This window comes from Selenomonas sp. oral taxon 137 str. F0430 (assembly GCF_000183625.1).
Taxonomy (GTDB): domain Bacteria; phylum Bacillota; class Negativicutes; order Selenomonadales; family Selenomonadaceae; genus Centipeda; species Centipeda artemidis.
In genome coordinates this window covers 80001-97092 of record NZ_AENV01000005.1, presented here as the reverse complement: position 1 = coordinate 97092, position 17092 = coordinate 80001, and the positions used below count along the sequence as shown (strand labels likewise).

10 protein-coding genes, 14 tRNA genes and 2 rRNA genes (1 of these 26 running past the window's edge) are annotated in these 17092 nt (G+C 56.8%); 4 read left to right on the top strand and 22 right to left on the bottom strand.

Annotation, left to right across the window (positions count from 1 at the left end):
• Window positions 1-2 precede the first annotated feature (2 nt).
• From HMPREF9162_RS01830 to secA, 4 genes are all read right to left on the bottom strand, one after another.
• Window positions 3-686, bottom strand: coding sequence for an LmeA family phospholipid-binding protein (locus HMPREF9162_RS01830; RefSeq protein ID WP_009752603.1), 684 nt, complete (start codon window positions 684-686; stop codon window positions 3-5).
• A gap of 16 nt (window positions 687-702) precedes the next feature.
• Window positions 703-1584: an alpha-1,2-fucosyltransferase gene (locus tag HMPREF9162_RS01825; protein ID WP_009752702.1), complete on the bottom strand. Its 882-nt coding sequence runs from the start codon at window positions 1582-1584 to the stop codon at window positions 703-705.
• A 192-nt stretch (window positions 1585-1776) separates the two neighbouring features.
• Window positions 1777-2883, bottom strand: coding sequence for a peptide chain release factor 2 (gene prfB / locus HMPREF9162_RS01820; protein WP_009752660.1), 1107 nt, complete (start codon window positions 2881-2883; stop codon window positions 1777-1779).
• A 316-nt stretch (window positions 2884-3199) separates the two neighbouring features.
• On the bottom strand, window positions 3200-5842 hold the full coding sequence (gene secA / locus HMPREF9162_RS01815) for a preprotein translocase subunit SecA (RefSeq protein ID WP_009752749.1): 2643 nt from the start codon (window positions 5840-5842) through the stop codon (window positions 3200-3202).
• 304 nt (window positions 5843-6146) lie between these two features.
• Between secA and HMPREF9162_RS01810 the strand changes: the two genes are divergently transcribed.
• Window positions 6147-7415: an SLC13 family permease gene (locus tag HMPREF9162_RS01810; RefSeq protein WP_009752762.1), complete on the top strand. Its 1269-nt coding sequence runs from the start codon at window positions 6147-6149 to the stop codon at window positions 7413-7415.
• 154 nt (window positions 7416-7569) lie between these two features.
• Here HMPREF9162_RS01810 and HMPREF9162_RS01805 read toward each other — a convergent pair.
• Window positions 7570-7658 (bottom strand) — tRNA-Ser (locus HMPREF9162_RS01805).
• 193 nt (window positions 7659-7851) lie between these two features.
• On the opposite strand from HMPREF9162_RS01805, the gene HMPREF9162_RS01800 reads away from it, so the two are divergent.
• The gene (locus HMPREF9162_RS01800) at window positions 7852-8760 is read left to right on the top strand and encodes an LPP20 family lipoprotein (RefSeq protein WP_009438294.1); all 909 of its coding nucleotides are present in this window, start codon (window positions 7852-7854) and stop codon (window positions 8758-8760) included.
• Between the two features lie 122 nt (window positions 8761-8882).
• Window positions 8883-9107: a molybdopterin-binding protein gene (locus HMPREF9162_RS01795; protein WP_009350094.1), complete on the top strand. Its 225-nt coding sequence runs from the start codon at window positions 8883-8885 to the stop codon at window positions 9105-9107.
• Window positions 9108-9350: 243 nt separating this feature from the next.
• Here the strand turns inward: HMPREF9162_RS01795 and HMPREF9162_RS01790 are convergent, their stop codons facing one another.
• Window positions 9351-10004, bottom strand: coding sequence for a trimeric intracellular cation channel family protein (locus HMPREF9162_RS01790; RefSeq protein ID WP_009752737.1), 654 nt, complete (start codon window positions 10002-10004; stop codon window positions 9351-9353).
• Window positions 10005-10575: 571 nt separating this feature from the next.
• Window positions 10576-11916, bottom strand: coding sequence for a triacylglycerol lipase (locus HMPREF9162_RS01785; RefSeq protein ID WP_009752673.1), 1341 nt, complete (start codon window positions 11914-11916; stop codon window positions 10576-10578).
• 309 nt (window positions 11917-12225) lie between these two features.
• Here HMPREF9162_RS01785 and HMPREF9162_RS01780 point away from each other — a divergent pair, with 309 nt between their 5' ends.
• Window positions 12226-13350: a cation diffusion facilitator family transporter gene (locus HMPREF9162_RS01780; protein WP_009438227.1), complete on the top strand. Its 1125-nt coding sequence runs from the start codon at window positions 12226-12228 to the stop codon at window positions 13348-13350.
• 66 nt (window positions 13351-13416) lie between these two features.
• Here HMPREF9162_RS01780 and HMPREF9162_RS01775 read toward each other — a convergent pair.
• From HMPREF9162_RS01775 to HMPREF9162_RS01705, 15 genes are all read right to left on the bottom strand, one after another.
• Window positions 13417-13502, bottom strand: a tRNA-Leu gene (locus HMPREF9162_RS01775).
• Window position 13503: 1 nt separating this feature from the next.
• A tRNA-Leu gene (locus HMPREF9162_RS01770) sits at window positions 13504-13589 on the bottom strand.
• A 39-nt stretch (window positions 13590-13628) separates the two neighbouring features.
• Window positions 13629-13714, bottom strand: a tRNA-Leu gene (locus HMPREF9162_RS01765).
• A 19-nt stretch (window positions 13715-13733) separates the two neighbouring features.
• Window positions 13734-13822: transfer RNA gene (locus HMPREF9162_RS01760), tRNA-Leu, on the bottom strand.
• Between the two features lie 14 nt (window positions 13823-13836).
• Window positions 13837-13910 (bottom strand) — tRNA-Gly (locus HMPREF9162_RS01755).
• Window position 13911: 1 nt separating this feature from the next.
• Window positions 13912-13987: transfer RNA gene (locus HMPREF9162_RS01750), tRNA-Thr, on the bottom strand.
• A 71-nt stretch (window positions 13988-14058) separates the two neighbouring features.
• Window positions 14059-14134: transfer RNA gene (locus HMPREF9162_RS01745), tRNA-Phe, on the bottom strand.
• Window positions 14135-14142: 8 nt separating this feature from the next.
• Window positions 14143-14219 (bottom strand) — tRNA-Asp (locus tag HMPREF9162_RS01740).
• A 19-nt stretch (window positions 14220-14238) separates the two neighbouring features.
• Window positions 14239-14314, bottom strand: a tRNA-Val gene (locus HMPREF9162_RS01735).
• A gap of 6 nt (window positions 14315-14320) precedes the next feature.
• Window positions 14321-14396 (bottom strand) — tRNA-Lys (locus HMPREF9162_RS01730).
• A gap of 85 nt (window positions 14397-14481) precedes the next feature.
• Window positions 14482-14557: transfer RNA gene (locus HMPREF9162_RS01725), tRNA-Lys, on the bottom strand.
• Between the two features lie 41 nt (window positions 14558-14598).
• Window positions 14599-14675: transfer RNA gene (locus HMPREF9162_RS01720), tRNA-Gln, on the bottom strand.
• 160 nt (window positions 14676-14835) lie between these two features.
• Window positions 14836-14911 (bottom strand) — tRNA-Asn (locus HMPREF9162_RS01715).
• Window positions 14912-14916: 5 nt separating this feature from the next.
• Window positions 14917-15033: ribosomal RNA gene (gene rrf, locus HMPREF9162_RS01710) — 5S ribosomal RNA — on the bottom strand.
• 74 nt (window positions 15034-15107) lie between these two features.
• Window positions 15108-17092 (bottom strand): 23S ribosomal RNA (locus HMPREF9162_RS01705) (it continues 1104 nt past the right edge of the window).

The window sequence follows — 17092 nt, the reverse complement described above, 5'->3', positions numbered from 1 at the left end:
AATCACGGTGCGTCTTTACCCGCCGTCACGATAACGACATCATCGCGCGCCTCTACGCTCCGAAAGGTAAGCCCGAGGGGGAGCGCATCGGCACGCGCGACAACGACGTCGGGAAACAGGGAGTCGAGGCTGAGCGTATTCATGCCGCGCCCGCGCGCCGAAATGCGGCGAATCTTGTAGTAAAGATCGCCCGATACGACCTCGAACGCGCCCTCAAGCGTCACGTCAAAGGTCTGCCCGAGCGCCTTGGTCTTTGCGGTCGCGGTAACGCCCGCAGGCGTTACGGTCACGGCGACATCCTCGAATTTCCCCGAGGATTTTGTAATCAGCTCGCGGATCGCCTCCGCGTCGATCACGCCGCGCAGCTCCGCCGTCTCGGCAGAGGTGAGGACAGCCTTGTGTTCGGTCAGGAGCGTCATGGGGGCGATGTGCAGCCCTGTTCCCGTAAGGGTGAGCTCGCGGACAAAGATTTTGCCGATGCGCCCTTGCCGCATGACGCCGTCCACCGCACCGATCTCACCGAAAATGAGACGCGGGCTGTCCGTGATGGAAATCTGCACGTCCTCTGCCGCTGTCTGCTCACGCAGGGCATCAACGATGAGGTTCGTGGCGAATGCAGGGAGGGCGAGCATCGCCCCTGCGGCGATGATAACGACGATGAGCAGTGTGACGGCGGCTTTCCACATGGGATGCGTCCCTCCTTTATACGTTATATCGCTGCCAAATCGGCGCAATCAGCATTTTTCCGGGCACCGTGCTCAGCATGTAGGCGAGTAGGCTAAATGAGCTGCGAGAGGTGATAAAATACTTGCAGAGCGACATCAGCTGCATATCGATATAGGCGTTTTTACCGCGGTTCCCCTCAACGACAGTCAGCCGACCCGCGACATTCTCCAGACCGAGCGCCCGCCAATGCGATCGGCAATAGTCTAGGTCATTGGAAAAGAGGTAGTAGTGTACCGCGTTGCCGGATACGCGCTCCACCGTTGCAATCCCGTCTACGAAATCCTCAGGCGGAGAGTCCAGTCCGCATTCCAAAAAGTCTCCGCGCCGCACATGAACGGCAGCAGACGATTCCGCCTGTATACGACGCGCATAATACGCGTTCGCCGTACCGTCAGAAAGCAAGGGGAGCCGCAGCTCCCCGCGCACGGCATCGCCGATTTCCGCCCACTGATCCGTCGCTCCGAGGTTGTAGACATGATAATATGCATTCCCGCCGGAGACAAGAGGCACGCCCTGTGCGGCGATGGAGACAGTGTTTCCGTCATAACTGAAGTTCTCCGCATCATAGGCAAAAACCGCCAGCCCGCCCGCATCATACAACTGCTGCGGAATGCTGATCCCCTCATCGCGTCGGCGTATCATATCCGTCCACACGCCTGCATCAAACCGCTCACTCAGTCGAGGCAGGCGAATGCCGAAGATACGCTCAAGTTCATAACCGTTATGTTCCACATGACTTCCAAAGAACGCACTGTCATCAATCATACACGGAGCGACCGTTTTCGTCTCCAACCAACGGAGAAAGATGAACTGGGAGAGCTGATTGCCGAGACCTCCGTTCATAAGAACGATATTCATGACCAGCTCCCTTCGTTTGCCGCCTTATGAAAATGACGCGATCCTCTCATTCGGCTTCTATCGGTACGCGCGCATAGATCGCGGGAGGGCACGGCACGTGTGGTGTGCCCCTACAAGACGCGCCTAATTGGCACGACTTCCCACGATGTTAGAAATCATGCCATAGCTAGGCGCGAAAATCCCGCGTCACACCTAGAAGTCGTGGTTCGCCTTTGCATTAAGATACGCCCTAATAAACGGATCAATCTCCCCGTCCATAACCGCCTGTACGTTGCCGGTCTCGGCGTTCGTGCGGACGTCCTTGACCATGGTATACGGCTGGAATACGTAGGAGCGAATCTGACTGCCCCACTCGATTTTTTGCTGGACGCCTTCGAGTTTGGCGAGTTCCTCTTCCTTTTTCTCCTGCTCCAGCTCAAAGAGCTTTGCGCGGAGCATCTTGAGGCACTGCTCCTTGTTTTGGAGCTGGGAACGCTCATTTTGGCACTGTACGACGATGCCCGTCGGCTCGTGCGTCATGCGGACGGCGGACGAGGTCTTATTGATGTGCTGTCCGCCCGCACCGCTCGCGCGGTAGTAGTCGACGCGCACGTCGTCCATGTCGATGTCAACCTCAACGGCATCGTCGATCTCGGGCATGACGTCGCACGCAGAAAACGAGGTGTGCCGCCGCGCCTGCGAGTCAAACGGGGAGATGCGGACGAGACGATGGACACCTTTTTCGGATTTCAAAAAGCCGTAGGCATTGTGCCCCTTGATGAAAAGGCTCGCGGACTTGACGCCCGCCTCGTCGCCCGGCTGGAGGTCGGCGGTCTCGACGGTAAATCCGTGCCGCTCCGCCCAGCGCCCGTACATGCGCAGGAGCATCTGCGTCCAGTCCTGCGCCTCGGTGCCGCCCGCGCCCGCGTGGAGCGTGAGGATGGCGTTGTTCGCGTCATATTCGCCCGAGAGGAGCACCTCAAGTTGGAGTGTCTCCAGTCCCTCAGCGATGAGGTCAAGCTCTGCCCGGATGTCCCTCTCCATGGAGGGATCGTTTTCCTCAATGCCCATCTCGTAGAGGGTTTCGGCGTCTTCATATTTCGCGGCGAGCGCTTTGTAGGTGTCGACGCCGCCCTTGAGTCCCGCGAGTTCTTGATTGACTTTTTGCGCCGCCGCCGCGTCGTCCCAAAAGGTTGGCTCGCTCATTTTGTATTCGAGCTCGGCGATTTTTTCCTCTTTCGCAGGGATTTCAAGGGAAATGCGCATCTGATCCAGCTTTTCGCCCAAATCATTGAGTGTTGGTTTCAGATCTTCCAGCATGTTGTTTCTTTCCTAAAGTAAAATCAAAAATATTCTTTTCCCTCACAGGGAGGATCTATAGTGAACTGTAAGCTTGGATGCAGAACAAGGAACAAGAAAAATACAAGCGACGTCGTAGTTAAGAGCTACGTCAAGCGCAGTATTTTCCGCAGTGACACAGTTATGCGCCAAGATCGCACGTCATACCGTACCGTAAGTGACGCGGAAGTTTCGATGCATAGCTAGGAACAAGGAGGTCGCAAGGGAAGGCGTAGTTAAGACCTACGTCGACCGCCGCGACCGACACAGTGACGACGCTAGGCGCGAAAATCCCGCGTCACGCCTTGCCGTGGCAGTTTTTATATTTCTTCCCACTCCCGCACGGACACGGATCATTCCGCCCGATCTTCTTACCGTCCTCGTCCTTTTCGGCGCGCGCTTCTGCGGGTGCGCTCTCGCCGCCGTGCGAGGTGCGCGCAGTACGGAGGTGATCCTCGAGTTTTGACCGCTCGCGCGCGAGCAGTTCGTGCGCGCGCTGTGCGGCGGCGGGATCGGCGACGGGTGCGGGTGCGGGCGTACCGTCCGGCGCAACATTACTCTGCATGGGCGGCGTGGTCTGCGGGGTGACGATGCTCACATGGTACATGAGGTTCGCGATCTGATCCATGATCGAGGCTTCCATCGCTTCGAACATCTCGAGCGCTTCGATCTTGTACTCGACGAGCGGGTTGCGCTGTCCATACGCGCGCAGGTTGATGCCCTCACGCAGCATATCCATGTGGTCGAGATGATCCATCCACTTTTGATCGACGACGCGGAGCATGACGACCTTCTCAAGCTCGCGCATATTCTCCTCGCCGAACATGAGCTCACGATTCTTGTAGCCCTCCTCGGCGACCTGCTCGAGGAGTTCTTGGATCTCGTCGCGCGCGAGCGCTTCGAGTTCTTCCTTTTTCAACTTGCCCTGCGGCGCATAGACCTTCTCCGCATCCTCGATGAGTGCGTCGAGCTGCCACTCCTCGGGATAGAGCTTCTCGTTCGCGTACTGCGTCATCTCGTCCTTGATGATGTGTTTGACCATCGCGAGGATGTTCTCGCGCAGGTTCTCCCCGCACAGGATCTTGCGCCGCTCGCCGTAGATGACCTCGCGCTGCTGATTCATAACGTCGTCGTATTCGAGGACGTGCTTGCGGATGTCAAAATTGCGCGCTTCGACTTTTTTCTGCGCGTGCTCCACCGAGCGCGTGATGATGGCGTGCTCGATCGGCTCGTCCTCCTCCATGCCGAGCTTGTCCATGATGCTTGCGATGCGGTCGGAGGCAAAGAGACGCATGAGGTCGTCTTCGAGCGAGAGGAAAAATTTCGACGCGCCGGGGTCGCCCTGACGCCCGGAACGCCCGCGGAGCTGGTTGTCGATGCGCCGCGACTCGTGCCGCTCCGTGCCGACGATGAAGAGTCCGCCGAGTTCCTCGACGCCCTCGCCGAGCTTGATGTCCGTGCCGCGTCCCGCCATGTTCGTCGCGATCGTGACGGCGCCTTTTTGCCCCGCGTTTGCGACGATCTCGGCTTCTTTTTCATGGAATTTCGCGTTGAGGACGACGTGCGGGATGCCGTTTTTCCTGAGGACGTTCGACATCTCCTCGGACTGTGTGATGGACGTCGTGCCGATGAGGACGGGCTGCCCCGACGCGTGGATCTCCTTCACCGACTGCCCGACCGCGCGGTACTTCGCCGCCTTCGTCTTATAGATGACGTCGGGATGGTCGATGCGCTGCACGGGCTTATTCGTCGGGATGACGATGACGGGGAGCTTGTAAATCTTGAGGAACTCGTTCTCCTCGGTCTTTGCCGTGCCCGTCATGCCCGCGAGTTTTTCATACATGCGAAAATAGTTCTGGAACGTGATGCTCGCGAGTGTCTGCGACTCGCGCTGAATCTTCACGCCCTCCTTCGCCTCGATCGCCTGATGCAGACCGTCCGAGTAGCGGCGTCCCTCCATGAGACGCCCCGTGAATTCGTCCACGATGACGATCTCGTCGTTCCGCACGACATAATCGCGGTCGCGGTGCATGAGCGCCTTGGCGCGCAGCGCGGCGGTGAAGCAGTGCGAGAGCTCGATGTTCTCGGGCGCATAGAGGTTTTGGATGCCGACGAGCTTTTCGATCTTTGGCACTGCGCTGTCGGCGGGCGCGACGGTCTTTTGCTTCTCGTCGACGGTGTAGTCCTCGCCCTCCTTGAGGTGGCGCACGGCGTTTGCCATGACGGCGTAGTTGTCCGTCGACTTCGTTCCGGGGCCGGAGATGATGAGCGGCGTGCGTGCCTCGTCGATGAGGATGGAGTCCACCTCGTCGACGATCGCGTAATGCAGATCGCGCTGTACCATCTGACTCTCCGAGAGCACCATGTTGTCGCGCAGATAGTCAAAGCCGAACTCGTTGTTCGTGCCGAACGTGACGTCGGAGGCGTACGCCGCCTTGCGCTCCGGGAAATCCATGTTGTGCGCGATGAGTCCGACCGAGAGCCCGAGGTAGCGGTAGAGTTTGCCCATCCACTCGCTGTCGCGCCGCGCGAGGTAGTCGTTGACCGTGACCATGTGGACGCCGCGCCCCGAAAGCGCGTTGAGGTAGACCGCCGTCGTCGCGACGAGCGTCTTGCCCTCGCCCGTGCGCATCTCCGCGATGCGCCCCTCGTGCAGGCATATGCCGCCGATGAGCTGCACGTCGAAATGCCGCATTCCGAGCACGCGCCGCGACGTCTCGCGCACGACCGCAAATGCCTCGGGGAGAATCTCCTCGAGCGGGGCGCCGTTATCGATTTGCTCACGAAACCGGCGCGTGTAGCCGGTCAGCTTATCGTCCGTGAGGTTCGTCATCGCCGGTTCGAGACCGTTGATTTGATCGACGATTTCGCGATACCGCGCAATTTCCTTATCATTGTTGTCGCCAAGAAAACGCTTCAAAATGGAAGATATTCCAAACAAGTGGTTTCACACTCCTAATGATTATATCCGATCGAAAGACAATATCCGCCTTATTATAGCACAAAGCCCCCGCCTTTGCACAAAAAGTTCAATATCTAAAGTTGAAGTGAGCTCCTGAAAAGCGTATTCAAGTTTAATCGAAATCATTTATGAATTGAATTAATTCAAGTTATGTGTTATTATCATGAAATAAAGGAGGTGTATATATTAACATCTATGTATTCTCTCAGGAAGTACATTATAGAAGGTTTCTAAATTTTTTCGATGGAAACACAGTTAGAACTGAAGAAATGGAGTTGAATCAATGGATGCAGCAATGCTCACATTAGGCGTTCTCGCCGTCGCGGCACTTCTTTTCGCCACCGAAATTATCCCGCTCGCCGTCACCGCCATGGGCGCGGCGATCGCACTCGGACTTTTGGGCGTCCTCACGCCCGCGCAGGTTTTTTCCGGCCTGTCAAATTCCACCGTCGTCCTGTTCGCCGGCATGTTCATCATCGGCGCGGCAATGTTCCAGACCGGACTCGCGCAAAAAATCGGCATCGCCGTCGTCAAGAAGTCGGGCAGTGACGAGCGGCCGCTCATGGCGGCGCTGATGCTCATCACCATCGTGCTGTCCTCGGTGTCATCCAACACCGCGACCGTCGCATGCCTCATGCCCGTCGTCATCCAGATCTGCGCCGCGGCAAAACTGCCCGTCTCCCCGCAGCTCATGGCGCTCGCCGTCGCGGCGAATGTCGGCGGCACGATCACGATGATCGGCACCCCGCCGAACATCCTCATGAGCGCCACGCTTCAGGCGACAGGGCTTGAGCCGTTCGGCTTCTTCGAGTTCGCATGGATCGGCGTGCCGCTCTCCATCGCGGGCATGATCTACATGCTGACCATTGGGCGCAAGCTCTGCCCGCGCCACATGGTCGACTCCGACACCTCCGACGGCAGCGGCGCAAAGGAAGAGGCAAAGGACACACGCAAGATGATGATCTGCGCCGCGATCCTCCTCGGCGTCGTCACCGCCATGGTACTCGAAAAGGAAATCCACATCCCGATGCAGATGTCCGCCATCATCGGCGGTCTCCTCTGCGTCCTCACCGGCTGCCTCAATGAAAAGCAGGCATACGAGGGCATCGACTGGACGACCATCTTCCTCTTCGCCGGGATGCTTCCTCTGGCGAGCGCGATGGAAAAGAGCGGCGCGGGCGCACTCATCGCGAACTTCGTCGTCGAGCTGATGGGCGACGCCCCCTCCCCGTACCTCATCGTCGTCGCCATGTTCATCCTCTCGTGCGGTCTCACGCAGTTCATGTCGAACACCGCGGCGGCGGCGCTGCTGGCGCCGATCGCCATCTCCATCGCGCAGTCCATCGGCGTCTCGCCGTACCCGGTCGTCATGGCGATCGGCATCGCGGCATCCTGCGCATTCACGACCCCGGTCGCGACCCCGCCGAACACGCTCGTGCTCGGCCCCGGCAAATTCCGCTTCATGGACTATGTGAAGATCGGACTGCCGCTCGTCTTTGTATCGCTCATCGTCTGCGTCGCGATCATCCCGCTCGTGTGGCCGTTCAAATAAAAACATCCCATTATTATAATTGGAGCACACATATCGACCCCGCCGAGGTGTAATGCTTCGGCGGGGTTTTCTGCCGGGCATATATGAGGCAGGCACCTATAAAACAGGCACAAAAAAGCTCCCGGGGGAAAATCCTCGGGAGCATTGATTTTACTGGCAGAGAGGGTGGGATTCGAACCCACGGTGGCTCATCACCACACTTGATTTCGAGTCAAGCACCTTCGACCACTCGGACACCTCTCCATCGCGATTGCGACATGTGGCATTATAGCACACGCGCGGGCGCATTGGCAAGGAATTTTTCCGCAAAACACGCCCGAACTCGCCTCCCCCACGATTTCACAGAATACTAATCCCGGCTTCATCCTCCTTTATCCTTTCTTTGCGATATTGCTAGAGAAAGCATAAGCACAAATATTGCCAAGGAGGTTTCTCTATGCATCTATTAAAATCCGGCATCTGCGCACTCCTCGTGTGTGCGCTCGCGCTCATCTCGCTCCCCGCAGCGGAGGCGGCGACTGACTGGAACGGCGGGAGCATCCGCGCCGAGGGGACGGGTATTGCCCCCGCGCGCACCGTCAGTGCCGCACAGGCACGTGCGCTCGCCCGACGTGCCGCCATTGCCGACGCCTACCGGGCGCTCGCCGAGCAGATTCAGGGCGTGGACGTCGATGCCACGACCACCGTTGAGAACATGATGGTCGCAAACGACACCGTCCGCACCCACGTCAGCGCCCTCGTACGCGGCGCACGTATCGTAAGTGAAAAAGCGCTGAAGGACGGTGCCTACACCGTCACCCTCGAGGTTCCCGTCTTTGGCGTCGGTTCACTCGCAAGCTCCGTCTTTACACGGAACGAAACGCGTGCACAATGGGTGTCTCCCGACAGCGTCTATGAGCCCTACGACGGCGGACGCGGCTACGACACCACGGGATACGGCACCTACACAACACCTGCCGCGCCCGCACGCCGCACCCCCTCGACCAGTTCCGCCGCAAGTGCGCCTTCCGGACGTGCCGTCGGCAGCTATACGGGTCTCATCGTCGACTGCCGCGGACTTGGTCTGCGTCCCGTCATGAGCCCGGTCATCAAGGCAGACAACGGACGTCCCATCTACGGGTACAAGAACCTTGACAGCGACAAAGTTGTGCAGAACGGAATGGCGGGTTATGTCCGCAGCGAATCCGACGCGACGCGTGCGGGACGCAATCCGCTTGTCGTCCGCGCTGTCGCCGTAGATGCGGGGGCAAATCCCATCCTCTCCGCCGACGATGCGCGCCGCGTTCTGATCGAGAACGGAGCAAGCGGCTTCCTCGACGCCACCAACGTCGTCTTCATCCGCTGACCCTTTCTGCCGATACACCTTCCTCTGCAAAATCCTCTGTAAAATGTGACCTTTGTCACGAAATCTACAGAGGGTTTTGTGTTATAATAAATAAGTATTATGAATTAAGGAGGGAACTTTTTATGAAACTGAGTGCAAGAAACCAGCTCAAGGGCAAGGTTGTATCAATCGAAAAGGGCGCCGTCAACGGCATCGTCGGCATTGAGCTCAAGGGCGGCGACGTCATCAGTGCGACCATCACTCTCAGCGCCATCGAGGAGCTCGGGCTCACAGTCGGCGGCGATGCATACGCTGTCATCAAGGCGACGTCCGTCATGGTCGGCGTCGATCACCACCACTGCAAATAAAACCGCCGTGCTATAACGACATACAAAATCCCCCTGCACCATACGGGCAGAGGGATTTTTTGTACAGGATTTTCGGAGTAACAACGCTAGGCGTCAAGATCCCATCTTTACCATAACCTGAGTGAAGCAGAAGTTTGGATGCAGCGCACGCGGAATGAGGAGAACGCGAGCGACGGCGCAGAAAAAAGCTGCTCCTAGCGAATCGTTCGACGACATGACACAGCGATGCGCCAAAATCCCGTGTCATCTCTTCCGCCTTGGGGGGCGGGGATGGTAAAGGCTCCAATTCCCCCGAATCGCTGCAAACCGAATCAGGAGTGCCAGCGTAAAGGCAAGCCACGAATTAACCTCTACGCCGAGCACAGGGCGCAGGAGGCAAAATACAAACGCGCCCGCAAGCGACGCCCCCGCATAGACCTCCGCATAGAGCACAACAGGCATCCGCGAGGCTAGTACATCGCGGATCATCCCGCCCCCGACCGCCGTGATCGCAGCGAGCAGGATCGGCAGAACAAAGCTGCCCTCCGGCACAAACCGAATCCCCGTCAACGTCCCCGTGACCGTGAACGCCGCAAGTCCGATCGTATCCGACACATTGAACACCGTGAGGAGACGCCGGCGCCGCAGCCGATGAAGCGCCGTCCATTGGTAGAGCAGACAGGTGATAACGGCAACACCGACCGACAGGAGGAAATTGGTCGTATCGCGCAGCGTCATCGGCGGCGTAATCCCCACGAGCAAGTCGCGAATCATCCCGCCTCCAATCGCCGTAGCGAGAGCAAGCACCGAGATGCCAAAGATATCCATCCGCCGCGAAATCCCGACCAGCGTCCCCGACACCGCAAACGCAATCGTCCCAATCATATCAAACAGTCGCCAAAGCGCCGCAGCATCCACAAAAGTACCTCCTGTTACTATGTAAGATTTGACATCAATCGTCTCTTATCGTATAATATGCCTAGAAAAGGTGTTCCGGCAGACGGTCAGCCCCAAATCTTTTATACGGAAAAGTAACCGCCTAAAGTTGTGAGCTAGGGGCGGTTACTTTTTTGTTAAGAGTACGACAAGGACGATAAAAAGCAACAGTGTTGCATTTGTCTCGTTCATAGCACCCATCCCCTCAAAATTAGGGGCAAGATTTGACCGCCTACCGCTGTGGCAGCACCTCACAAACCATTATATCAGCACAAAGACACGTTGCGTACGTGTCTTTTTATTTGCGTACATAGGAATTGCGGCAAACGCGAGGAAGGCGCAGCCAAAACCTACGTCGACGAAGCGTTTGCCAAAAATGACGCTGCTAGGCGCGAAAATCCCGTGTCACATCCCGCCGTAACCTGAGTGACGTGCAAGATTTGATGCAGGGCTAGGAATGAGGAGAATGCGAGCGACGGCGTAGTAAAAAGCTACTCCTAGCGAAGCATTCGATGATATGACAACGCCATGCGCAAATATCGCACGTCACATCTCAGTCTTGGGTGAACAGATACAGTACCGTCTCAATCGGCGTCAACGTCCCCGTCACCTGTGACCGCGACGATGCCGCGACGAGGTTCCCTTCCATATCGTAGACCGCGCGCTCAAGCGTCAATCGGTACGTCTCTCGTTGGTCACGTACTTTTGCCCCGGAGATGCGGTACGCATAGAGCATCGTCGCACCTGCCTCCTGCGCTGCCGCTAGGTGCTCCTCCAGCTCCGACAGCAGCCCCGTCTCAGAGAGGCCGCTCCCTTTCGCTGAGAAAACCGTTGCCGCATTACGCGCATAGAGCGCATCGCGCAGAAGCGCCTTCATATACGGCGCATCCGCCTCGAGCACGCCCTCCACATCCGCTGCGATCGGCGCAACATAGACCGTCTGTCCCGCCGTCCGATTCGGCTGTGCTGCGAGAAAGAGAAAGCTGTCCGTCCCCGCGCTGTCATAGAGCTGTCGAATCGCCGCATCCACATACACAATCATCGCATGGGGGAACGCCGCCACCGAGGGCGCGGGATGCCACGCGATCCTCTCACCAAACTGCCGAAACCCGAGCGGTGCCGCGAGCAAATCCTTCATCGGATCGCCCTGCATCACCACCCGATGCAGCGTAAACTTATCTGCATATGCGCGCACAAATGCCGCATTACCAACCGCAGGCGAGCCAAACGTCACCACCTCGAGCTGCGCGGGCGAAACGCCCATATCCGCGAGCCGCGCCGCTGCGAGGGTCGCCGCCGCCCCGCCGAGACTGTGCCCCGTAAGATAAATCTTTGCCGACGGATGTACCCGCAGCTCCGCCGCAATCACCTCCCCCGCCGTACGCCCGCCGTATTCATCGAGCGTGTCGGTAAAAAGTGCCGCCTGCGTATAGTCCAGGAAGCCGCGATGCACGAGCGGCGTCTCTTTGCGGTCAGAAATAGGTTCATTCGCCGTCTCCAGGAACTCCGTCGGCGTCTGCCCGCCGAACGCCGCACGCCCCAGGCGCAGATCCGTCCACACATCGCTCCCGCGCTCCGTCCCCGGGAACGAAAGAAGATGCGTCTCGCTGCCGTCCGGCGCCATCCGCACCATATGGAAGAACCGTCCCACCGTCCGGCGTCGTCCCGGCGTCTCATATCCCTCAATGCGCCAGCCCGCTGCGACGAGCCGTGCCCGCAGCATCTCGGAGAGCTCCCCGCTGTACGCCGCCTCCGATGCCGCGGCCGTCACAAAAAGGAGCGACGGCAGATCGGACGGCACAGCAAGCGCACGCTGCGGCATGCCAATGACAACGAAAAAGACAATGCATAATAGAACTCGTGCAAGCATGTTCCGCTCCTTCGCCGCTTTCATCACATCAATGATCTCCTCGTTATCGCCCCGTCAAATTCATACCGACTATATTTTCATATACTTTTTCCATTTTGTCAATTTCAATCGCAATCGTGCATCGTCTCCCCCTCCCCTAACCGCAAAGCAGTGATTTTCCCATGATCCGTTGGCAATCCCCGGATCTTTATGGTAAAATCGATGAATTAACGACGCTCCCCGGCAGGCGGCTCTCCATAGGGTCTACAAAAACGATCGATACACTTTGCATAACGTCAGATACCGGTATCGTACGCATCACGCAGAATATCATCTTGACAGTAAGGAGCTATTATGAACGTTCCATCCGGCTCACGCGAGGCGCGCATCCTGCGCACATCCTATATCGGCATTGCCGCAAACGTCCTCCTCGTCATCGTCAAAGCTGCCGTCGGCACACTTGCCGGCTCTCTTGCGCTCGTCACCGATGCGGTCAACAACCTGTCCGACGTCATTTCATCCATCATTACCATCGCGGGGACAAAGATGGCGGGCAAATTGCCGGATGCAGAACACCCCTTTGGCCACGGGCGCCTTGAGTACATCACCGCCCTCATCATCGGCGCGATCGTCCTTGCCGCCGGGATCGGCGCCGCCGCAGAGTCCGTCGAAGGCATCCTGAATCCTACGCCGGTCGAATATTCCGCGGGCTTTGTCCTCATCATTATCATCACGATCATTGCAAAAGTATTCCTTGCCAATTACACGATCAACGTAGGGCAGACAGTGCATTCGGGCGCACTCAAAGCCGCCGGCATCGACGCCAGAAGCGACGCCCTCATCTCCGTCGTGACGCTCCTCTCGGCAGCCGCTTATTTCCTATGGGAGCTCAATATCGACGCCTATGCGGGCGGTCTCATCTCCCTTGCCGTTATCAAAGCAGGGCTTGACATCCTCAAAGAAACCGGCTCCATACTCCTCGGAGAGCGTGTCGACAGCGAACTCACGAAAGAGATTTATGATAAGGTGCGCTCCTATCCCTTCGTGCTCGGCGCGCATGATTTACGGCTCAATAACTATGGTCCCGATTCCTACCTCGGCTCCATCCACGTGGAGCTCGACGGCAGCAAAACCTTGAGCGAAACCTATCCCCTGCTCTTCCAAATCGAGCGAGACCTCCTCAAAGAATTTAACTGCATCGTCACCGTAGGATTCTACGCCATCGATTTCACCTCGCCGAATACAAAAAAGGTACACGACATCTTAGCGCGTCATGCCGCCGCACAAGAAGCGATCGCCGGCTTCCACGGCATCTGCCTCTACGACAGCCACAAAGAACTCTTCTTCGACGTCACCTTCCACTTTGGCTATGACTACCGCCCTATCCTAAAGAGTATTCGCAGCGAAATCGCCGCCCTCTTCCCCGATTATACCGTCGTCGCGCGCCCGGACATCAATTATGCCGACGGAGAGTATTAAATTCTTTCTTCCGTTAAAACACAACAAAAAACCGCTGCGGTTTCCCGTAACGGTATCTTTTCAAAATGGTGCGGTTGATGGGACTTGAACCCATACGTCTTGTGAACACTACCCCCTCAAAGTAGCGCGTCTGCCAATTCCGCCACAACCGCGTGGTGCGGTCGAGAGGACTTGAACCTCCACGATGTTGCCATCACTAGCGCCTGAAGCTAGCGCGTCTGCCATTCCGCCACGACCGCGTGACTGTATTTAGTTAATGGTATTTACTGCCTAAAAAATGGTGCGGTCGGTGGGACTTGAACCCACACGTCTTGTGAACACTACCCCCTCAAAGTAGCGCGTCTGCCAATTCCGCCACGACCGCGTGACAATATAGGTGAAAATGGTGCCGAGGACCGGAATCGAACCGGTACGGTTGTTGCCAACCGGGGGATTTTAAGTCCCCTGCGTCTGCCTGTTCCGCCACCCCGGCGCAGTAGGCAATAATGGAGCGGGTGATGGGAATCGAACCCACGTGACCAGCTTGGAAGGCTGGGGCTCTACCATTGAGCTACACCCGCGTGGAGCTGGCGAGAGGACTTGAACCCCCAACCTGCTGATTACAAATCAGCTGCTCTACCGATTGAGCTACGCCAGCGGCAGATACATCGGAGCAAACTGCCGGAGATACTGTCCTTTGCGTCAAAAGATGACCAACATGGTCAAAAGTGGTGCCTCAGAGCGGAATCGAACCACTGACACGGGGATTTTCAGTCCCCTGCTCTACCAACTGAGCTACCGAGGCATAAAAAATGGCGACCCGAAGGGGACTTGAACCCCTGACCTCCGCCGTGACAGGGCGGCATTCTAACCAACTAAACTACCGGGCCGTGTGCTAAAAGCATCCTTTGGTGGGCGATGACAGGATCGAACTGCCGACATCTTGCTTGTAAGGCAAGCGCTCTCCCAGCTGAGCTAATCGCCCATAAAATGGTGACCCACCACGGAATCGAACCGTGAACCTACTGATTAAGAGTCAGTTGCTCTGCCAGTTGAGCTAGTGAGTCATGATAGAGACGCAAAACGGGATTTTTGCGCCTAGTGATGCATCAAAACTTCCGTTTCGCTAGTGTATCCTAAAAAAGTAAAAAGTGGTGGCTCACCCGGGACTCGAACCCGGGACCCTCTGATTAAAAGTCAGATGCTCTACCAACTGAGCTAGTGAACCTTTATCAGCCGCCACACATCCCATCCGGAGATGAGATAAATTGGCTGGGGTAGTTGGATTCGAACCAACGGATGCGGGAGTCAAAGTCCCGTGCCTTAACCGACTTGGCTATACCCCAACTACTGATCCTGTCCGTGAATCGGAGCGCACAGCGCGAACGATGAACGGGTAACAGGTCGTATGCGAAAACGTCCCAAGAACACGAGCGTGAGCGACGTGTGATTGGCAGACGTTGACCGCTTGTATCTATTACTGCAATTACAGCGAGAAATCAAAAATGGCTCCTCGGACGGGACTCGAACCTGTGACATTCTGATTAACAGTCAGACGCTCTACCAACTGAGCTACCGAGGAATATATTGCGGCAACTACCTACTCTCCCACGTCGTCTCCAACGAAGTACCCTCGGCCTGCGGACGCTTAACTGCTGTGTTCGGAATGGGAACAGGTGGAACCGTCCGGGCATCATCACCGCACTATTGAGTGTTGTTCACTCAAAACTAGACAGAAGAAACTCTTTTGCAAATTAGTTGCGAAATACCAACAAAAATAAATCAAGCCCTCGACCGATTAGTACTGGTCAGCTGCATGCGTTGCCGCACTTCTACGCCCAGCCTATCTACCTCGTCTTCTGCAAGGGGTCTTACTCTCTGATTGAGATGAGATACTTCATCTCGGGACGGGCTTCACGCTTAGATGCTTTCAGCGTTTATCCCTTCCGAACGCAGCTACCCGGCCGTGCCCTTGGCAGGACAACCGGTACACCGTTGGTTCGTCCACTCCGGTCCTCTCGTACTAGGAGCAGCCTCCCTCATGTATCTTGCGCCCGCGATGGATATGGACCGAACTGTCTCACGACGTTCTGAACCCAGCTCACGTACCACTTTAATGGGCGAACAGCCCAACCCTTGGGACCTGCTTCAGCCCCAGGATGTGATGAGCCGACATCGAGGTGCCAAACCTCCCCGTCGATATGGACTCTTGGGAGAGATTAGCCTGTTATCCCCAGGGTAGCTTTTATCCGTTGAGCGATGGCAATTCCACTCTCTTTCCACCGGATCACTAAGCCCTACTTTCGTACCTGCTCGACCCGTCAGTCTCGCAGTCAAGCTCCCTTCTGCCTTTATGCTCTGCGCGCGATTTCTGTCCGCGCTGAGGGAACCTTTGGACGCCTCCGTTGCTCTTTCGGAGGCGACCGCCCCAGTCAAACTGCCCGCCTGGTACTGTCCCGAATGCTGTTAACATTCCGGTTAGATCCTTAGCATATAAAGGCCGGTATCCCAACGGTGACTCCAATACCTCTAGCGAGATATTTTCCCAGTCTCCCGGCTATCCTGTACGTTATATGCCAAAGACCAATGCCAAGCTGCAGTAAAGCTCCATGGGGTCTTTCTGTCCAGTCGCGGGTAACCTGCATCTTCACAGGTATTTCAATTTCACCGGGTCCCTCGTTGAGACAGTGCCCAAATCGTTACGCCTTTCGTGCGGGTCGGAACTTACCCGACAAGGAATTTCGCTACCTTAGGACCGTTATAGTTACGGCCGCCGTTTACAGGGGCTTCAGTTCGCTGCTTCATCCCAAAGACTAACAACTCTCCTTAACCTTCCTGCACCGGGCAGGCGTCAGCACCTATACTTCAGCTTGCGCTTTCGCAGGCACCTGTGTTTGTGGTAAACAGTCGCTTGGGCCTCTTTTCTGCCGCCGGCTGTCGCTCCATCAGTAAATAACTTCACAACCTCCGGCCATCCTTTTCCCGAAGTTACGGATGCATTTTGCCGAGTTCCTTAACGAGGGTTTTCCCGCGCACCTTAGGATTCTCTCCCCGCCTACCTGTGTCGGTTTTGGTACGGGCGGATCAGTTCTCGTTAGAAGCTTTTCTTGGCAGTGTAGTGCGGCTGAATTCAGATTGACCGTAGTCTCTCCTATCTATCGGTTCTCGGCCTTATAGTACGGGGATTTGCCTCCGTACTAGCCTACCGCCTTCGACGCGCCCAACCAGTCGCGCGCTCAGCTTCCTTCCTGCGTCACTCCATCCTCAAACAAACTGACCCGGTACCGGAATTTTCACCGGTTGTCCATCGCCTATGCTTTACGCCTCGGCTTAGGTCCCGACTTACCCTGGGGCGACGAGCGTTGCCCAGGATCCCTTAGGCTTTCGGTGGACAGGATTCTCACCTGTCGTTTCGCTACTCATACCGGCATTCTCACTTCTTACTCGTCCAGCAGTCCTTCCGGTCTGCCTTCTTCCAAGTAAGAACGCTCCCCTACCCAAAGTATTACTACTTTGCCGCGGCTTCGGTTCTGTGCTTGAGCCCCGGATATTTTCGGCGCAGGGCCTCTCGACCAGTGAGCTATTACGCACTCTTTTAATGGTGGCTGCTTCTGAGCCAACATCCTGGTTGTTTTCGAAGTCCTACATCCTTTTCCACTTAGCACAGCATTTGGGACCTTAGCCGGCGGTCTGGGCTGTTTCCCTCTTGCGTACGGGTCTTATCACTCGCACGCTGACTCCTAAGCTGCCCATATAAGCCATT